Origin of the sequence: Xanthomonas sp. DAR 35659 (assembly GCF_041242975.1) — a bacterium.
GTDB classification, from domain to species: Bacteria; Pseudomonadota; Gammaproteobacteria; order Xanthomonadales; family Xanthomonadaceae; genus Xanthomonas_A; species Xanthomonas_A medicagonis.
The window spans coordinates 2,392,694-2,409,770 of sequence record NZ_CP162488.1; the positions used below are offsets into that span (position 1 = coordinate 2,392,694).

15 protein-coding genes are annotated in these 17,077 nt (G+C 63.4%); 7 read left to right on the forward strand and 8 right to left on the reverse strand.

The features are described 5' to 3' along the window. The first annotated feature begins 359 nt into the window (after positions 1-359). Positions 360-938 (forward strand): Fur family transcriptional regulator, encoded by a 579-nt coding sequence (locus AB3X07_RS10205; RefSeq protein WP_369944390.1) that lies wholly within the window; start codon positions 360-362, stop codon positions 936-938. On the opposite strand, the gene AB3X07_RS10210 is transcribed toward AB3X07_RS10205, so the two are convergent. Beyond that, on the reverse strand, positions 910-1,761 hold the full coding sequence (locus tag AB3X07_RS10210; protein WP_369944391.1) for an AraC family transcriptional regulator: 852 nt from the start codon (positions 1,759-1,761) through the stop codon (positions 910-912). The two genes, AB3X07_RS10205 and AB3X07_RS10210, sit on opposite strands and share 29 nt — an antisense overlap. A 379-nt stretch (positions 1,762-2,140) precedes the next feature. Beyond that, a complete protein-coding gene (locus AB3X07_RS10215) occupies positions 2,141-3,481 on the reverse strand; it encodes a hypothetical protein (RefSeq protein ID WP_369944392.1) in 1,341 nt (446 codons plus the stop codon). 420 nt (positions 3,482-3,901) lie between these two features. Here AB3X07_RS10215 and AB3X07_RS10220 point away from each other — a divergent pair, with 420 nt between their 5' ends. Then, positions 3,902-4,297, forward strand: a complete 396-nt coding sequence (locus tag AB3X07_RS10220) for an ATPase (protein WP_369944393.1) — start codon at positions 3,902-3,904, stop codon at positions 4,295-4,297. Between the two features lie 271 nt (positions 4,298-4,568). On the opposite strand, the gene AB3X07_RS10225 is transcribed toward AB3X07_RS10220, so the two are convergent. The 4 genes from AB3X07_RS10225 to AB3X07_RS10240 form a co-directional block, all read right to left on the reverse strand. Further along, positions 4,569-4,667: a DUF6500 family protein gene (locus AB3X07_RS10225; RefSeq protein WP_369944394.1), complete on the reverse strand. Its 99-nt coding sequence runs from the start codon at positions 4,665-4,667 to the stop codon at positions 4,569-4,571. A 42-nt stretch (positions 4,668-4,709) separates the two neighbouring features. Further along, a protein-coding gene (locus tag AB3X07_RS10230; protein WP_369944396.1) for an IS3 family transposase occupies positions 4,710-5,986 on the reverse strand; the annotation gives its coding sequence in 2 pieces (ribosomal slippage) (positions 4,710-5,656 and positions 5,656-5,986; 1,278 coding nt in all). Positions 5,987-6,048: 62 nt separating this feature from the next. Continuing rightward, entirely contained in the window at positions 6,049-6,210 is a 162-nt protein-coding gene (locus tag AB3X07_RS10235) for a DUF6500 family protein (protein WP_369944397.1), read from the reverse strand. 111 nt (positions 6,211-6,321) lie between these two features. Beyond that, positions 6,322-7,014 carry a M24 family metallopeptidase gene (locus tag AB3X07_RS10240; RefSeq protein ID WP_369944398.1) on the reverse strand — a complete coding sequence of 231 codons (693 nt, stop codon included), beginning with the start codon at positions 7,012-7,014 and terminating at the stop codon, positions 6,322-6,324. 551 nt (positions 7,015-7,565) lie between these two features. On the opposite strand from AB3X07_RS10240, the gene AB3X07_RS10245 reads away from it, so the two are divergent. Continuing rightward, positions 7,566-7,844, forward strand: a complete 279-nt coding sequence (locus AB3X07_RS10245) for a winged helix-turn-helix domain-containing protein (RefSeq protein ID WP_369944399.1) — start codon at positions 7,566-7,568, stop codon at positions 7,842-7,844. Positions 7,845-8,007: 163 nt separating this feature from the next. On the opposite strand, the gene AB3X07_RS10250 is transcribed toward AB3X07_RS10245, so the two are convergent. Then, positions 8,008-9,183 carry an FAD-dependent monooxygenase gene (locus tag AB3X07_RS10250; protein WP_369944711.1) on the reverse strand — a complete coding sequence of 392 codons (1,176 nt, stop codon included), beginning with the start codon at positions 9,181-9,183 and terminating at the stop codon, positions 8,008-8,010. A gap of 150 nt (positions 9,184-9,333) precedes the next feature. Between AB3X07_RS10250 and AB3X07_RS10255 the strand changes: the two genes are divergently transcribed. Both AB3X07_RS10255 and AB3X07_RS10260 read left to right on the forward strand, forming a co-directional pair. Beyond that, positions 9,334-10,278, forward strand: coding sequence for a LysR family transcriptional regulator (locus AB3X07_RS10255; RefSeq protein ID WP_369944400.1), 945 nt, complete (start codon positions 9,334-9,336; stop codon positions 10,276-10,278). A 456-nt stretch (positions 10,279-10,734) separates the two neighbouring features. Continuing rightward, positions 10,735-11,244, forward strand: coding sequence for a JAB domain-containing protein (locus tag AB3X07_RS10260; protein WP_369944712.1), 510 nt, complete (start codon positions 10,735-10,737; stop codon positions 11,242-11,244). A gap of 1,081 nt (positions 11,245-12,325) precedes the next feature. On the opposite strand, the gene AB3X07_RS10265 is transcribed toward AB3X07_RS10260, so the two are convergent. Then, positions 12,326-13,183: a hypothetical protein gene (locus tag AB3X07_RS10265; protein ID WP_369944869.1), complete on the reverse strand. Its 858-nt coding sequence runs from the start codon at positions 13,181-13,183 to the stop codon at positions 12,326-12,328. A gap of 703 nt (positions 13,184-13,886) precedes the next feature. Here AB3X07_RS10265 and AB3X07_RS10270 point away from each other — a divergent pair. Both AB3X07_RS10270 and AB3X07_RS10275 read left to right on the forward strand, forming a co-directional pair. Beyond that, positions 13,887-14,714, forward strand: coding sequence for a DUF932 domain-containing protein (locus AB3X07_RS10270; protein ID WP_369944401.1), 828 nt, complete (start codon positions 13,887-13,889; stop codon positions 14,712-14,714). Positions 14,715-14,782: 68 nt separating this feature from the next. Further along, positions 14,783-16,849, forward strand: coding sequence for a ParB/RepB/Spo0J family partition protein (locus tag AB3X07_RS10275; RefSeq protein ID WP_369944402.1), 2,067 nt, complete (start codon positions 14,783-14,785; stop codon positions 16,847-16,849). Positions 16,850-17,077 lie beyond the last annotated feature (228 nt).

Consider the following 17,077-nt stretch of genomic DNA (forward strand, 5'->3'; position numbering starts at 1 on the left):
CACCGATCGACACACGCGACCGGTTCGAGAGCCTTCACAGACAGATCAGCGCATGGCGCCGGTCGGTCCGCCACCTCGACGTACCTGTGGCGCAAACCTGCCTGAAAGGCGCGAACTCACGGGTGGACGCTGCAGCCATGCGTGGCGTTCAACACGGATTAGCGCGTTCAAGGCGCCTGGGGGCGATTGGGATCAGGCGGCTGGCACTAGAACTTGTGGCTGTCGGTGGAGTGCGACCTTCGCCATCGCCCCTTGCCCGAGACCACTCTGTAAGTCTCTATGTGTCACGCAACAGCCGGGATTCGGCAGCGAAGGAAATGGATATGGAGCAACAAAATGATCCACCTCGGATCGTGGACATGATCGCAGCGTTCGGCAACAAGAGCCAGGCTTCAGGCAGATACAAAATGAAGCACGCTGCAGAAGCCGGAGCCGAGATCGGCATACAGGCGTCGTCTCTGGAGCAACGCCTGGTGGCGCGCAAACTGAGGCCAACGATTGCTCGGATCAGTGTATTGAGCGCGTTGGCCAGAGCGGCGCCGGGTTGCCTCGATGCCAACCAGATGTATCGCGCCCTCTGCAGGCAATTCGACAGCCTGACGCCGGGATCGATCTACAAGGCGTTGAATGATCTATGGACTGCCGGGTTAATTGTTCGCACGGAAGGGGCACGCGGGCGCGCGTTCTATGCCACCAAACCCGACGCGCTGGATGCCGGCTACATGACACTGCGCTGCCATTGCGGCGCGCGACTGGTCTTCATTGAAGACCTGATGCTGCGTAAATACCTGCAATCGGTGGCGGGCGAAGAGGGCTTCGCTCTCGACGCGGAGCCCGCCTTCACAATCACTGCGACCTGTGCGAAATGTCGGCAACTGCGCAAGGAAGGACGACGCGGCGCCGATCCCGTCACGGCGAGGTTGCGTCGGCAAGCGTGATGGCGGGCACGGAAGCAGGCTCCGCGCCGTTCGTTCGGTCCGCGAGATAGCGTGCCGGTGGCTTGCCCACCGCCTTGCGGAACATGGTGACGAACCCGCTGGAGTTTTCGTACCCCAGTTCCAATGCCACCGTCTGCACACTATCGCCCTTGGTCAATCGTTGAAGCGCGAGGATGACGTGCAGTTGCCGGCGCCAGCGTCCGAAGCTCATTCCAATTTCGTGCTGCAGCAGGCGGCTCATGCTCCGTTCGCTCATGCCAATCCGGGTGGCCCAATCGGCCTTCGGGGTCTTGTCCGTGGGGTCGGTCAGCATCATTTCCGCGAGGCGGCGCAATCGGGGGTCGCGCGGCATGGGCAGGTGCAGGTCCTCCACCGGCGCCTCCACCAACTCGTCGAGCAATGTCGCGATCAATCGGGCTTCCCGCCCGCCCAGCGCGTACAGCTCAGGAAAGCCGGCCGCCTTCAATAGCAGTTCGCGCAGCAATGGCGAGACTGAGATCGTGCAGCAGGATTTAGGGAGATCCGGTGCTGCATCGGGTTCGACGAACAGGCAATAGATTTCGGTTTCGCCGGACCCTCGTGCCGAGTGTGGCAGGTCTCCGGGGATCCATATCGCGCACTGTGGAGGCACGATCCAGACGCCTTCTTCGACTTCGCAGTTGAGGATCCCCCGAACGGAATAGATCAGCTGGGCCTTGTGATGGTGGTGCCTTGCGTTTTCCCAGTCCTTCGCCACTGATGTGGCGCTGAGGGCAACGACGTCTCGGGGAACGCTGTCGATGTCCGTGGGCGCATATACATCGTTGATGGCAAGCCTTGACATCGTGGAGGCCGAAAGTTGTATAAAGAGTAGGGGGTGTATTTGAAAAATATTATGAAAAAACTTCGCATTTAAGTCTAGGTGGCCGTGGGGTTCAATTCGCTCACACGAGTAGCTTGGCGCCAAGAGTTAGCCCGTGGCGGACGAGTCCCGCATGTCGGAGCAGGAACGACGCAAGGAAGTTGGCGCCTTGATCGGATTGAACGGCTCCGTGGGCTGGGCTGCATTGCTGTTCTCAACCGGTATCTGTGATCGTTGCTCCACATGGACCTCCATCGTTTTTTGCTGCATGGAGGTATGGTGGTTCTCGGGGGCTATCGGCCCAACCCGTTGGGGCGTAGAAAGGATGCGGCGAGCAAGATCGTGCCGATGTGCCGGTTCACTATCGGCGTCGGCCGGCTGCGGACTTTTCCTCCGGCGGATCGATGATGGCGAGCATGGCCTGCCGGCCACCGTCCTGGTTGGCGCGCAAGACTTCCTTCAACAACGTGGCTGACTGGGCACTGGTGCCGATCCAGCCGGACTTTGCCAGTTGGATGAACTCCGAATTGTTCAAGTAGCGCGGGCAGTTGTGATAGCCAACGGATGTGCTCCCTCTCTTGTTCTTGGCTTCAGGCAATTGAAGGAACTCGTCCAGATGATCGGCTGACATCGTGATGCCAGGGATCAGGCTTTCGTCGCGTGCATTGGGGCGAAATTGCTCACAGAATTTGAAGAAGAAGGGCTCGTGGCTCAGCCTGTAGCTCCATAGCGATGGCGATGGCGCGAGGTTGAGGCGCGCTGCCGCGGCCTTGAAGTTCTTGGTCTTCTGCAATTGAGTGAGCAGATCTGATGAAGGCGGAACCGGATAGGCCCAACTCTCAGGCTCCTTACGCATGCGCTTGTACTGCAGAAGGACGTAGTTGTCGTAGCAGCTGTTGTAGATCAGGAGGTCGATGCCCAGTACGGTCTCCAGATCTGTCTGGTCGGTGACGATTACTCGAACCGAGCGGTCGTCGCCGTTGTCAAAAGTGGCGACCCTGACTGGCCGTTCTCCAAGAAGGTTATTGAAGATCCTGCTGTCGTGCTCCAGCAGTGTGCGCTCATGAACAGGCAGGGCGTCCAACAGATCCAGCACCGATGTGGCTTCCGGGGCGCGCTCGATGTTCATTGATTTGAGGACTTCCGCACGGTCCAGCCCTCCAATATCCAAGGCCAGGCCCAGGCCGTCTCGCTGCTCATTCAAACGGAGTTCGCGCTGGCTGTTCTCGGGTAATCGATGCTGCTGAGTGCGCAGGGCAATGATGTCGTTGATGCGATCTGCGTCGGCCGGGCGCACTTGTTGCAGCCGCTCTATGAACTGGTTCCAGGTCTGCCCGTCCAATCGCGTCAATCGCTCTGGAGTGCTGACGAGCGATTCCAGGTTCAGTGGCGCCAGCATTCTGGAGGTGATGGGCCGACCGAAGACAAGCAATGGCTTGACCATGCGCATCTTGCGTTTGCCCGAGCCGCCGCTGCCATGCATGTGTTCCATCATGGCAAACGCATGGATTTGAATCGGTTCCTGTTGCAGAGCCAGGGCGACCAGTTCTCGCGACTCGATGTCCCAGTCGAGCGCGGAGAACGAGTCCGAAAAATCTACCTGTGGATGCAAACGTTCTTGCAGCCACTGGGTACGCCCAGGTTCGAATGTCAGGATGAAGCCGCCGTATTCGGCTGGTGTATTCCTTTTCCTTCTTGGCATCGTGCGATTCCCTTGCCCTTTTGCCAGATGGTATCTCCCCACCTTGGATGGTCATAGATAGGCAGTGGGCGTCCCCCGGCAACGCCGGGCCGCGCTGTCGTGCTTCGCATCGAGCCCCGCGGCGCGGGTCTCGCCCCTGACGGGCTTCCATCGTTCCCTCGCTTCACGCTCGGCTGACGCCTCCGGCCCGGCCCTTCGGGCCGTGCCTGCGCGCTTCGCTTGCCGGTCCTGGCTTCGTTTGGGGTCGGGGTGGGCGGAGTTGCCGTTCCCTCGAACGTACCACGGCGTTCTCGCCGTCAAGGGCTGCGCGTGCCCGTAGGCACGCTGGCGGCCTGCGGCCGTCTGCGACCCCTGACAGCTTGCGCTGCGCCGTGATGGCGGCGGTGCCGGGCAATTTCGCCCGAGCAACCGGAGATCGCCATGAACGAGAAATCGCACGTTTCGCTGGAACAACACGTCTGCCTGGTCTGTGGCAGCGCGTTCGAGACTGGCTCCCTCCTGCTGGACAAGCGCCTGCGCGCCAGCATGGAGCGTCACACGAGGACGGGCTGGGGGCTGTGTCCCGAGCACCGGAAGTTCGCCGACGATGGCTTCGTCGCGTTGATCGAGTGTGATCCTGAGCGCAGCGCGTTGGCGACCAATGCAGAGCGCCTGAAGCCGGAGCATGCGTACCGGACAGGGCACGTGGCGCATCTACGGCGAGAGGTGTTCGCGCAGCTGTTCGACGTGCCCTTGGAGTCCTGCCAGGACTGCGTATTCGTCGAGGTCGGGCTGATCGATCAGTTGCAGTCGCTGCTGAAGCGCGAAGCCACCTGATCGCAGTCATGGGCGCTGCCCGCCGTGAGGCGGGCGGCGCCTTTTCGTTTGCGCTCGGTCTTGCGCCGCTGCTTCCGATTGCGCACGCCGCATCTTCGGCCCGGCGAGGTTCGCCGGGCCTGCGCGCTCCGCTTGCGGATCCTGGCTTCGTTTGGGCAGGGGTGCTGAGTTGCCGACCCCTTCAACGTACCACGGCGTTCTCGCCGTCAAGGGCTGCGCGTGCCTGTGGGCACGCTGGCGGCTTGCCGAATGGGGGATTTGCAGACCTTGCCTAACGTATGCCTAACTTAGCGACCACGGCTCGGATCTTCGTTGCTTTCTCGAAGTGATCGAACTGATGGGTTCTTATCCACCACTCGGCAGCTTCCATCAAAAGCTCAGGTGATGTTGCCCCCGTTTTCCCGGCCCCGTCCTATTCGCAATAAAGCGACTGGTCCATCGATGGTGCCAGTCGCACCCGGGCGGCCTGTTGCCACCTAAACTCCCGAGGCGAGCGCATTTTCAGCGACGAGTGCGGATGCACCTCGTTGAAGTGCTCGAAGGCCGCCGGTAGCTGTGCCAGCACCGTCCGGGCGTCACGCAGGTCCATGCGGGCCACGTAGTCTCGTTTGAAGGTGTTGACGAAGCTCTCGGCAATGCCGTTGCTCTGTGGGCTGCATACGGGCGTGTTGATGGGCTTCAGGCCCAGCGCGCATGCCAGCGCCCTCGTTTCGGCGGCGATGTAGGCCCCGCCGTTGTCGCTCAGGAACTCCAGCGCCTGGCCTGCCGGCACCGCCTCCACCGCGCCGAAGCGGCGCTCGACAGCTTCGATGAGCATCTCGCGTACCGGCTCACCAGGTAGCCCCTTGCCTTCCCAGGCCCTCCAGGCCATGACCTCGCGGTCGCAGCAGTCTTTCGTGAAGGTGGCCGTCACGGTCTGGCCGGAGTCGCACTGGATTTCCAGACCGTCGGAGCACCACCGCAAGTCGCTGCGCGAGACCGCCACTCGGCCCTCATGCGTGCGAGCGGACTGCCTGCGCCTGGGGGCCTTGGGCAGCAGCAGGCCAGCGCCTGCCATCACGCGATAGACGCGCTTGGCATTGACCCTGGGCGCGCCCTGCGCAGCGCGCTGGCGATTGACCAGGGCACAGGCACGCCGGTAGCCGTAGCTGGGCAACTGCGCAATCTCCTGGCGTAGCTCTGCGAGCAGTTGGGCATCACCGCAGGGCGTGCGGTACCTGCGGCCATCGGTCCATGCGTCATCGCGCACCAGCAGGTCACGCACATGCGAGCGCGCCAGTCCCATCGTCCGGCAGACCGTCTTCACTGGTCGTCCCCGGGCAACAAGGGCGAGCGCGCAATCCACTTTTTTTCGGCGGCGTACTCCACGGCTTCCTTGAGGATTTCGTTCTCCAGGGTCTTCTTGCCGAGCACGCGCTGGAGCTTGGCGATCTCTGCCCGGGCCGCCGCCAGCTCCGATGCCGGCACCACCGCCTCACCTGCAGACACGGCCGTCAACGCTCCCTCGCGTTCGAGCTTGCGCCATTGGAACAGCAGTCCCGCCGAGACACCTTCCTGGCGGGCCACCAGCGACACGCTCATGCCCGGCTCGTAAGTGCGCCGCACCAGGGCCGCTTTCTCAGCCAGGGACCAGCGCCTGCGGCGCTGGTCCTTCACCACTACCTCTACTGCCTCCGTATGCCTAGTCATATGCACAGTCCTGTTCCTATCTCCAAAGATAAGCGACAGGACAGGGCCGGGGAATCAGGGGGCTATCTCACAGGGTCGTCGTTCTTGTTGGCAAAGAAGGCGTAGAAAGACAGGCCAACGTTGCATCCCTTGTCCGCGATCTTTCGGTCACACACTTCCAACATCTTCTTTTGCAAAGATGGCCTGATGAGTGAAATTTTATCGTCCACCGTATCCTGTCTCATGGTTGCTGCGGCAGTCCCCTCTAGGCTCCCGTACGGGAAATCTCCACAGCCAGGGCCAAGCTGAAGTGATCCAAAGACGCCCCGGTCGCGGTGCGTCAATGCTCGGCAATGTCATCGCGGCTCATCTTCGGAAAGCAAGTCTTCATAGAACGCACCAAACGGGCGTGACGGATGAGCAATCTGGATCTCCAGGATCCAAAGGCCAGTAGCGGGGCACAGGCCGAAGTCCCCTAGATTGCCCGCCTTGTAAATGGCATGCGGAAAATCGCATACCCGATGGCCCTTGATGTCTTGATTCAGACGCCAGCCCATGGCCTCTGCGCGCTCTGCTGCGTAGGCATACAGGGCTTGGCCGCTGGTCTTATGGAGCCGCCAGTGTTCGGCAACCTCGTGCCATAGCGCACGAGCAGCCTGTGCACAGGCATGCATTTCAGGATCATCGCCCACGACGAAGGTATCACCCGCGTCGCCTTCATGGCCCTGCCATACAGGGCCGATGTCCACAAAGAAGATGTCTTGCTCGCCGAGAACACGCGTAGGGTCCGTGCGCTCCCTGAATGTGGCGAGTGTTGCTTCTCCAAAGCGGATGATGATGGGATGCCAGATGCGGTCCATGCCCATTTGGTGGAGCACCCCTTTGGCGTGTTCCTGAGCCTGCTGCTCGGTCATGCCGGGGCGTATGCCCTCGGCCATCCGAGTGACGGCGTTCCAGGACTGACCGCGCGCGAACTGCATGCTATTCAGGGAGAATTTTGTGCCGGTAGCTTCTCGCCGGTCTGGAACATCAATTTTTTCGGTTGTCATCGTCATCGGGGGAGGGGGAGGGGCGCCCTCGGTCTTAACCTCGGGCGTGAGTGCTTGAAACGGATGCCTGGGTCTCTCGATCGGTTGGGCGCTGCAGGGCGTTCTGTGCGCGGATGCTCTACGTCAACGTACTGACCGGCACGCCGTGGGCATCTGTTGCTCCGAACCGATTAACCTTCTGGGCCAAGTAAGAACTGACCTTCGATGTATTCTATGGTGCACATCGAATCGCGTGAAGAACCTTCTGCGCCGAACTTGAAGTCGATTTGTTGGGGCAACAGGTCGATGAGATGTCTGTCAACGTCTTGATCGTCATGGAATCTACGTTGCGTGCCCTCCGCAATGCACCGGCGCGCAGACGAGGGGTCCTGCAGTTGGTTCATGGATGAGCCAGTACTGCATTCACTCTTCCATCACCCGTTCGTCTGCATCCGCTGTGCTCTGCAGTACGCTCAAAGATATCTTCTTTCACAGCCTTGGCCATGAAGTCAAAAGTCCAATTCCGGGTGCGTATCTATCGGGATGACAGCATTGCGATAGGTCCTGGGAAGGTGCAACTGCTGGAGGCGATTGCCGAGACGGGCAGTATTTCGGCCGCAGCCCGACAGCTCGATATGTCTTATCGACGGGCGTGGCTGCTGGTGTCGGAGATGAATGCTGCGCTCATCGAGCCCGCGGTGAGCACGGCCAAAGGAGGCTCGCAAGGCGGTGGCGCGAGCCTCTCGTCCACTGGCCTCCTCCTGATCAAGCACTACCGCGCTATGGAAGCAGCTTCGCGGGCGGCCGCATCGACCGAGATCGCGGCATTGAAACGGCTGTTGGCGCCATGAGCACTCCCGTGCGTGCTACGACCATCTGCAGTGTGCGCAGTGCCCATCTGCCATTCACCGCACGTTTGCTTGCTCAGGCGCGAAATTCCTGGCGCGTGCTAGGTAGTCTGTCGCCGGTGCGTGCAAGCTTGCGCGAGACGCTGACGGCAGACGTTGCCGACGCCTATAGGCGGTACAAGCTCCCGACGCCGCTCCCCAACATCTCGTCGGTGCAATTGGCCATTGGCAAACCCTGCGACCATCCAGCCGCCATCGCTTGAGCGTCACGCAATGGATCGGACGCCTTTGCGCGCTCATTGCGAAGACGGCAGGTTTCGGGGTCTTGGGCGAAAAGGCCGCGCGCGAACATTCGGCCCTGCTCTGCCAGCTTGGTGGTCTTTGGACTGCGCACCGCTGCGAAGCGCATCAGTGCTTCATCCAGGCCGCCGTCGGCCCCATCGAGGCATCTTGCCAGATGCCAAGCGTCTTCCAACGCCTGACAGGCGCCCTGGCCGGAGGTTGGCAGTGGCGCGTGCGCCGCATCGCCGACGAGCAGCACATTCGCTCGGCTCCACGTGTGCAGCGGCTCCACGTCGTGCACGGCGATCAGTTGGATGGAGTGCGCCGGCGTGGATTCGATGAGGCGGGCGACAGGCTCGGGCCATCCTGCAAACAGGTCCATCACCTCCTTGCGCATCTCCGCTGCTGGCGTCGCCTCGGGCAATGGCCGCGCCTGCGCGGCAGCCCAGTACACCAGATCCGTCCGGATCGGCACGCAACCGAAACGATCGCCGGTCCCCCAGTAGTCATGAATTGCGAGGTCGCTGACCAACGCGCCACTTCCCTGGGCAACGCCGATCCAGTTCACGAACCCTTGGTAGATGGGGGTGTTGTCCCCTGCGACGAATTTGCGTGCGATCGAGTCCATGCGGCCGTCGGCACCAATGAGTATATCTGGACGGATGCTTTTCCCGTTCTCGAACCGCGCCACGGCCTTGTCGCCGGCATCCAGATCAATCGCGACCGCCCGATGCCCGAACTCCACCCGGATACCAGCGCGTGTCACGTGGTCCAGCAGCACCGCCTGCAGATCGCGACGCAGGATCGTATGGGTCGGGTAGCCCATGAGCCGGTCCAGCAGCGTGATGTCCAGGCCTCCCAGCGAATCACCCGCTGCGTCTTTGCGGTATACCGACAATGGCCGACCGCCCACCGCCCCGACATCCTCCAACAACCCGAGTTCCTGCAGCACAAAGCCAGCGTTGGGCCAAAGCGTCACGCCAGCGCCCATGGTGGCCGGCCCATTCCGACGTTCGTAGACGCGCAGGGTGTGCCCTTGCCTATGCAACGCGAGGGCCACGCTCAAGCCCGCGATTCCGCCGCCAAGTATTCCGATTTCCATTCCGATGCATCCCGATTCAATGGGTCCGGACACCCCGTGAAGGGTGTCTATTGGACGGGAGTGCATCCTAGACTCTGCCGTTTTTGGCAACTAGTATGCGAATCAGGGATGATTTCATACCTTGAACGGGATAATGTGCGCAACAACCTCGACCTAAACACAGTCCGTGTCTACGTGGCCGTCGTAGACGAGCAGAGCTTTTCCGGTGCGGGGCGCCTGCTGGCCCTGCCGTCATCCAACGTCAGCCGTCATGTCGCCTCGCTGGAGCGCAGGCTGGGAGTGCGCTTGCTGGAACGCAGCACGCGCCATCTGCGCATGACGGAAGCCGGCAGGCTGGTGTACGAGCGCGCCAAACCTGTCCTCGACGCCTTGCTCTCCACGGAGGAGGAGCTCGGCGCAGTACAAGGCCAATTGAAGGGGCCTCTCAGGATGTGCATGCCCAACGAAGCACCCAGGCTGCTCGCGCCGATCCTCGCCGAATTCTGCAGTCTTCATCCTGGCATTGAGTTGGAATGCGACACGCGCCTGACCGGCCTGGAAGTGTTGCGCGAGGACATGGACCTCTCCATCGTCTTCCACCGCGGGCGTCAGGATGACAGTGCGTTCATCACCCGCGAACTGGCGACGTTGCCCAGCATCGTGGTCGCGTCCCCCGCGCTCCTGGCCCAAACCGGAATGCCGCGCCACGTGCACGAACTCAAGTCCCTGCCGTGCATCACCACCGTGAGCGCCCTGAAGGGGCAGCCCTGGCAGTTTCTCGATCCTGCGGGCGAGATCGTGAAGGTGCCCGTGCGCAGCCGCTATCGCGTCAACAGCGGGGAACTCGCGGTGGCGGGCGCGCGCCAGGGCCTTGGCTTCGCCATCGTTGCTGCTTACCCATGTCAGGACGATCTTGCCGCGGGCCGGCTGCAAGAAGTGCAACTGGATCTAAGCCCTGCACCACTGCAATTGCTCGGTGCCTACAGTCACCGTCATTCGGTCACTGCGCGGGTTCGGGCATTGCTGGAGTTCATTCAGGTGCGGCTGCAAGGATTCGGAGGGAATCCCAAGTGAGTGCTGGCTCGCAACGTCACGGGTTCCTTTACGATTCCGGTCTCCAGGGGCTTCCTATCGAGAGTGCGCTGCAGCGTGCTGATTCCTCACAGGTAGGCGTCAGCTGGGGTGCCAGCACCAAAGCCTCACGGGCGCTGCCTGCCGTGAGGCGGGCGGCGCCTTTTCCTTTGCGCTCGGTCTTACGCCGCTGCTTCCGATTGCGGTCGCCGCATCTTCGGCCCGGCGAGGTTCGCCGGGCCTGCGCGCTTCGCTTGCGGATCCTGGCTTCGTTTGGGTGAGGGGTGCGGAGTTGCCGATCCCTTCACCGTACCACGGCGTTCTCCCCGTCAAGGGCTGCGCGTGCCTGTGGGCACGCTGGCGGCCTGCGGCCGTCTTCGACCCCTGACAGCTTGCGCTGCGCCGTGATGGCGGCGGTGCCGGGCAATTCCGCCCGAGCAACCGGAGCTGATCATGACCATGTCGAACCTGTCCATTCTCGATGTCGATGCGTCGCTGCACGTGCGCGACGGCCGGGGGCGCTACCGTCCTGCGTCCGTTGACCAGATCCTGGCGGCTGCGCGACGCGTGGCCGACCTGAAGGTGCAGCGGGGCGCGGAGTTCACCTCGCCCGGCGCGTCGAAGGAGTTCTTGTGCGCGAAGCTGGCGGGCCTTGAGTGCGAGGTGTTCGCCGTTCTGTTCCTGGATACGCAGCATCGCTTGATCGAGTACGTGGAGATGTTCCGCGGGACCATCGACGGTGCGCCGGTGTATCCGCGCGAGGTGGTAAAGGAGGCACTGCGGCTGAACGCGGCCGCGGTGGTCCTGGCGCACAACCATCCCAGCGGGAGCGCGACGCCGAGCAGCGCTGACAAGGCGCTGACGCGGCAACTTCGGGAGGCGCTGAACCTGATGGACATCCGCATGCTGGATCACATCGTCGTGGCGGGATGCACCGCAGTGTCGATGGCTGAAAAGGGGTTGTGCTGAACCCTGGGGCTTCGTTGGGCGCGGCTTTCGCCGCGCCCGTTCGTATCGCCCAGGGCCTGGGTATCCGCTCGGATGCGGGAGAGGGATATGCACAGGTGTAAGGTAGCCGGGCCGTCGTGAACGGCGTCATTCTCCGGGAGGTTCTGCCGGTGCAGCCACCTCGCTGGGCAGAGGCCATTCAGCAATCAACGGAACATCCACGCTTGTGGACGACCAGCGAATCTGTTCGACCAATTGTACGGCTGCGATGTCTTGCTCTTGCAGCACCTTGCCTTCTCGGGTCTTCAGTCGTACAAAACCCGGTGCATCCCCAGAAGAGCCCGGAAACCTGGGTAAGAGTGTGCGTGTGCCAAACACCTCTACCCGGAAGCGTTGATCGGGACTGACGAAGGTTTTGTACCTACTTGAGCAGCACAGCTTGCGCCCGCTGGGTGTGAGCCATAGCCATGCACAAGACCCAAAGGCGACTACAACCAGTAATGCTATAAGTTGATAGTAGGTTGATTTTTGGATGTGCATATGGTTGGCGTTGAAAATAAAGATGCTTTCGCGCCTCGCTCTAAAATGCGCACGGCAGAATACATGATGTAATTGTCGCGCTCTTCCATTGATGAGCGCCAAGACACGCTACCCACAGAGCAGTGGCACGTTCTAGTGACGTGGTTCCCCGGCCTTGGCATGAGATGGATCCCCCACTGCGTTAGCTGTGCGCGGCGCCTGCGCGCCCAGTGTAGGAAGCTCGCTCGGTGCCACGCTGGGCCCGCGGCTGGCCGCCGTGCGGCCTGCCGAGGTCGGTGCTGTCGTGGCCTGGTCGCCCGGCGTGCAACTGGCTACCCAGGTGCTGCTCGACCGACTCTGCAGGTGCCCATGCCATTGGTTCGCCGTACAAGACGCAACTCGCTGGGGCGGTGGCTGCGGCGTCCGTGGAGTTACTGCGGGAGATGCTTGCTGGGACGAGTCCTCGCCGGAGCACCTAGCTTGCGCGGCGCACACCGCCCAGGTTGGCGCTGTGGTATCGCCGGCGTGGCGCTGCTCAGGCGCTCGCGGGAGGACCTGCCAATGGCGCCCGCGTCCGGCATGGTCAGATTCCCACGGGATCGCGTCCGGCGGTATCGGGAAGTTGCCCAGTGCCGTGTCGGGATTTTCCTGGGGCTGGCGCCGTTGGCTGGTTGGGAGCGTCGGAGCTGGGATGCCTCGGCGTCACGCCCAGGGAGGGTTGGATCGGGTCCGGCGGGGAGGTGTTGCCTGGGGCGGCTGGTTCGGGTTGGGCGATGGCGTATTCGAGCAGGTCGAAGACCTGGGCGCGTCGCTCGCCTGAGGCGATCACAAGGAAGGCGATGAGATAGAACCCGCCCGTCATCGCGACTGCTGGCCAGATCCAGGTGCTCCATGGGCCCTCCCATAGCTTTGGGGTCGCTACGAGGACTGCCAGAAGGCCGGGGAACAGGCCCAGTTTCTTGACGTCGCCCGACAGCAGCATGACCCTGCCATCGACGCGGCTCCAACGGTGGCGGTACTGGACCAAGGCGTACTTCAGCATTTCCTTCGGAAACGCCCTCAATTGCTCGATGTAGGCCGCGTCGAACACCATGTCGGCCTGGAACTGCTTGTAGATCGTGCCCCAGGGGTTGCGTCGTTGCTCCAGGAGCATCTTCCCGGCGTCGTAGAAGAACAGCAGGAAGTAGGCCATGGACGGGACGATGGTCACCAGCGCCCAGTTCGGCGAGATCCTCGCTGGCAGCACCCCTGGATAGCGCCGCTCGATTTGGAGAGCGATGGCGAGCAGCGCCGTGTTGACGACGATCATGATGATGAGCGTGGGCTCAATCCACTTCTTGTGCTGGCTGCCCATCGGAAGATGGCGCGATCTGCCGTCCGGGCGCGTCATGCGCTCGATGAGTGCCGAGAGGTCCTTGAGCGAGCTTTCTGGAAAGGCCATTGTTCTGGATCGGACGGGAGTGCGTTGAAGTCTAGATAGGCTGTCGCCGAGTGGGCTTGGCCCATCCTGCTTCCGGGACGGTGTGCCAAGTTTTGCTGGCGCCGCGATCATCGCTTCCGCTGCAAGAGAGTCGGGCTTAGCGACCCTGCGCAACGTGCATGGCTGGAATGCCCCCGATTTATGAGGCGCATGGGGTTGGGCGTCCCCGGCCCTCTGGGAGATGGCCGGTCGCGCTGTCGTGCTGCGCATCGAGCCCCGCTGCGCGGGTCTCGCCCCTGGCGGGCTTCCATCGTTCCCTCGCTCCGCTCGGCTGACGCCTCCGGCCCGGCTTCCAGCTTCGGGCCTGCGCGCTTCGCTTGCCGTGCGGTTCGGCGCAGTGAGGTGGTCGGCGCCGTGTCCAGCCGTCTTCCCTGACTTCATCACCTTGTCCGCGACTGTAGCCCGCGTCCGTGCGCCGTCAAGGCGCGCAGGGCCGTGTCCTCGGCTGCGCCTGCGGGCCGCACCAACCCTGCGCTTTTCTCCTTGACGGCATCCGTCCGCGCGCTCCTGACCGTCGCGGGCGATGAACTCAGGAAAGACGGTGGCAACAGGGCCAACCGGGTTCCTCGTGCCAACCGCACAGAACAGCCGGAAGGCTGGGCTCCGAATCTAGGAATCCGGTGTGCGGTGTTTCTTCAACAGCCTTTTCGTCAGGAGAAAGACCATGCAACTCGCATCTCGTTTCGCTTCCCGTTCCCCGTCGCTGCGCAGCGACTCCCCGCTGTCCGACGACCAGATCCGCAGGGTGGCGCCGTCCATCTTCGCCGAAGCCCCGCACGAAAGCCGCTCCGAGCGGTACAGCTACATCCCCACCGCCGCCGTGCTGACCGAGCTGCGCAAGGAAGGCTTTGAGCCCTTCGCGGTGACGCAGACCCGCGTACGGGACGAGGGCAAGCGCGAGCACACCAAGCACATGATCCGCCTGCGCCACGCCAGCCAGATCAACGGCGCGGAGGCCAACGAGATCATCCTGCTGAACTCGCACGACGGCACCAGCAGCTACCAGATGCTGGCAGGCATGTTCCGGTTCGTGTGCTGCAACGGGTTGGTGTGCGGGGACACGGTGGCGGACGTGCGCGTGCCGCACAAGGGCGACGTGGCCGGGGCCGTCATCGAAGGCGCCTTCGAGGTGCTGAGCGGCTTTGAGCGGGTGAAGGAATCCCGCGACCTGATGCGCGGTATCACGCTGGACGAGGGCGAGGCCGAGGTGTTCGCCCGCGCCGCACTGGCCCTCAAGTACGACGACCCGAACAAGCCCGCGCCCGTGACCGAATCGCAGGTGCTGATGCCGCGCCGATTCGACGACCGCCGGCCCGACCTATGGACCACGTTCAACCGGGTGCAGGAAAACATCACCAAGGGCGGATTGGCCGGGCGTAGCGCCAACGGGCGCCGACAGCAGACCCGGCCCGTGCAGGGCATCGACTCCGACGTGCGGTTGAACCGCGCGCTCTGGCTGCTGGCCGATGGCCTGCGCCAACTGAAAGCCTGACCTGTTCCCCGTGCCTGGAGGGGACGGTCCCCTCCATTCCCTGTTTTTTTCTGGATTGGAGATAAGCCATGAACGCCATTACCCACAATGAAGTCCGCGCCGTCGATGCCGTCGCCGTGCCGCTGGAAGCCGCCGACCCGACCAAGAACCTGATCCTGGTGCCGCTGTCACGGCTGGTGCTGCGCCCGAAGGGCCGCAACGTGCGCAAGACCCCGCGCATGTCCATCCCCGAACTGGCGGCCAACATCCAGCGGGTGGGCCTGCTGCAAAACCTGATCGTGATCGCATCCGCCGATGGCGAGCATTACGAGGTGGTTGCCGGTGGCCGCAGGTTGGCCGCGTTGAAGCTGCTGGCGAAGAAGCGCCGTCTCAGCAAGGAATGGGAAGTGCCTTGCCTGCTGGTGGCCGACGGCACGGCCCGCACGGCCAGCCTCACGGAGAACGTGCAGCGCGAGGCCATGCACCCAGCCGACCAGTTCGAGGCTTTTGCCGCGCTGGTGGCAGAGGGGCGGCCCATCGAAGACATTGCGGCCGACTTCTCTGTCACCCCGCTGGTGGTCCAGCGCCGGTTGAAGCTGGCGAACGTCTCGCCGCGCCTCATGGCCGACTACCGTGCGGACGCCGTGAGCCTGGAGCAGTTGATGGCCCTTGCCATCACCGATGACCACGCCGCGCAGGAATCCGCCTTCTACGATGCCCCGACCTGGCAACGCCATCCGGCTACGCTGCGCGAACGCCTCACCGAAAGAGAAATCGACGCCTACCGGAATCCGCTGGCCCGCTTCGTGGGGCTGGCAGCCTACGAGGCGGCAGGCGGCGGTGTGCGCCGTGATCTGTTCGCGGAAGCGGACACGGGGGTGTACCTCAGTGACGCCGCGCTGCTGGAACGGTTGGCCCACGAGAAGTTAGCGGGCATCGCCGCCGAGGTGAAGGCGGAGGGCTGGGCCTGGGTGGAAGCCGTGCCGACCGCGACCTATGCAGACCTGCACGCCTTCCAACGCGCACCGCGAGAGCACCGCACCCCGACCAAGCGCGAAGCCCAGCGTATCGAGAAGCTGCAAGACAGGATGTTGGAAATCGACGAGGCCATCGAGGCCGCGATGGATACCGACGATGAAGAAGCGGCGGAATCCTTGCAGGAAGAAAGCGATCACCTGCGCCGCCAACTGCAGGTGCTGGAGGACGGCTTGCTGTGCTACGCCGCGAACGTGCTTGCTGTGGCGGGTGCCGTCGTCACCATCGACCGCCACGGGGAGGCGGTCGTCCATCGCGGGCTGATGCGCGAAGCCGAGGCCAAGGCATTGCGGACGCTGGAGCGGCTGCGGCAAGGCTTTGCCGATGGCGATGCGAGCAACGACGACGACGGCGAGGAAGGCGAGTGCGCGCCCCAACTCGCCCCCGTGTCCGACCGGCTGGCGAAGCGCCTGAGCGCGCACCGCACGGCAGCACTGCAGGTCGAGGTGGCCCGGCATCCGCATGTGGCCCTGGCCGCCCTGGTGCATGGCATGGTGCAGTCCATCTTGCAGGACGGTCACTTCCGCCGCGATCTTCCGGTGGGCGTATCAGCCACCGCGCAAGATCGGCTGGAGCGCGTGGCTTCGGATTTTCCCGAGTCGCCGGCGGCCGAGGCGCTGCGCGAGCTGCAGTGCGGCTGGGCCGCGAAGCTGCCCGAGGACAGCGCCGAACTGTTCGCCGCGTTGCTGGCGATGGAGCAGGACGACCTGGTCAAGTTGCTGGCGGTATGCGTGGGGGCCACCGTGGACGTGGTGACGTTGCGCGCTGCGTCTCGCCAGCCCGGCGCGGTGCTGGCCCAGGCGGTGGGCCTCGACATGGCGAAGTGGTGGCGGCCCACGGCTGAAGGCTACTTCCGACATGTTTCCAAGGCCGCCATCCTGCATGCAGTGACCGAGTTTGCGCCGGAACACGTCACCCGGTTGGCGAAGCTGAAAAAGGCTGACGTTGCCAGCGAAGCCGAGCGGCTGGCCGAGGGCACGGGCTGGATGCCGGCGATCTTCCGTTCCGAAGACCTGCCGCAGAACCAGGAGGAAATGCAGCCAGAGGACCCGGTACAAGACGTTCCCGAAGACAGCGGGGACGGCGAGAACGAGGCCACTACCCAAGCGATGGCCGCCTGATCCGCAATCGGACCAGCGCCCCGGCCCCGGCCGGGGCGTTTCGTTGAAGGAGCAACCCCATGTCTCGCAACATCAACCGCCGCCCGCGCATGGCGGCGATCTAAGCACCCGGAACCGTGTGCGCCCGCCGCTGGCATGACGCCGGCGACGTGCGCCGTTACCGCCCGCCCTCGGGCTGGTCGGCCCGGGCGGACCTGACCGATACGCACCCCATCATCGGCCGCGTTC

Bases quoted from the DNA above. Each gene is read 5' to 3' on its own strand.
- AB3X07_RS10205 (WP_369944390.1), top strand. From the start codon at position 360: ATGATCGCAGCGTTCGGCAACAAGAGCCAGGCTTCAGGCAGATACAAA.
- AB3X07_RS10210 (WP_369944391.1), bottom strand. From the start codon at position 1,761: ATGTCAAGGCTTGCCATCAACGATGTATATGCGCCCACGGACATCGAC.
- AB3X07_RS10215 (WP_369944392.1), bottom strand. From the start codon at position 3,481: ATGCCAAGAAGGAAAAGGAATACACCAGCCGAATACGGCGGCTTCATC.
- AB3X07_RS10220 (WP_369944393.1), top strand. From the start codon at position 3,902: ATGAACGAGAAATCGCACGTTTCGCTGGAACAACACGTCTGCCTGGTC.
- AB3X07_RS10225 (WP_369944394.1), bottom strand. From the start codon at position 4,667: ATGGAAGCTGCCGAGTGGTGGATAAGAACCCATCAGTTCGATCACTTC.
- AB3X07_RS10235 (WP_369944397.1), bottom strand. From the start codon at position 6,210: ATGAGACAGGATACGGTGGACGATAAAATTTCACTCATCAGGCCATCT.
- AB3X07_RS10240 (WP_369944398.1), bottom strand. From the start codon at position 7,014: ATGACAACCGAAAAAATTGATGTTCCAGACCGGCGAGAAGCTACCGGC.
- AB3X07_RS10255 (WP_369944400.1), top strand. From the start codon at position 9,334: ATGATTTCATACCTTGAACGGGATAATGTGCGCAACAACCTCGACCTA.
- AB3X07_RS10260 (WP_369944712.1), top strand. From the start codon at position 10,735: ATGTCGAACCTGTCCATTCTCGATGTCGATGCGTCGCTGCACGTGCGC.
- AB3X07_RS10265 (WP_369944869.1), bottom strand. From the start codon at position 13,183: ATGGCCTTTCCAGAAAGCTCGCTCAAGGACCTCTCGGCACTCATCGAG.
- AB3X07_RS10270 (WP_369944401.1), top strand. From the start codon at position 13,887: ATGCAACTCGCATCTCGTTTCGCTTCCCGTTCCCCGTCGCTGCGCAGC.
- AB3X07_RS10275 (WP_369944402.1), top strand. From the start codon at position 14,783: ATGAACGCCATTACCCACAATGAAGTCCGCGCCGTCGATGCCGTCGCC.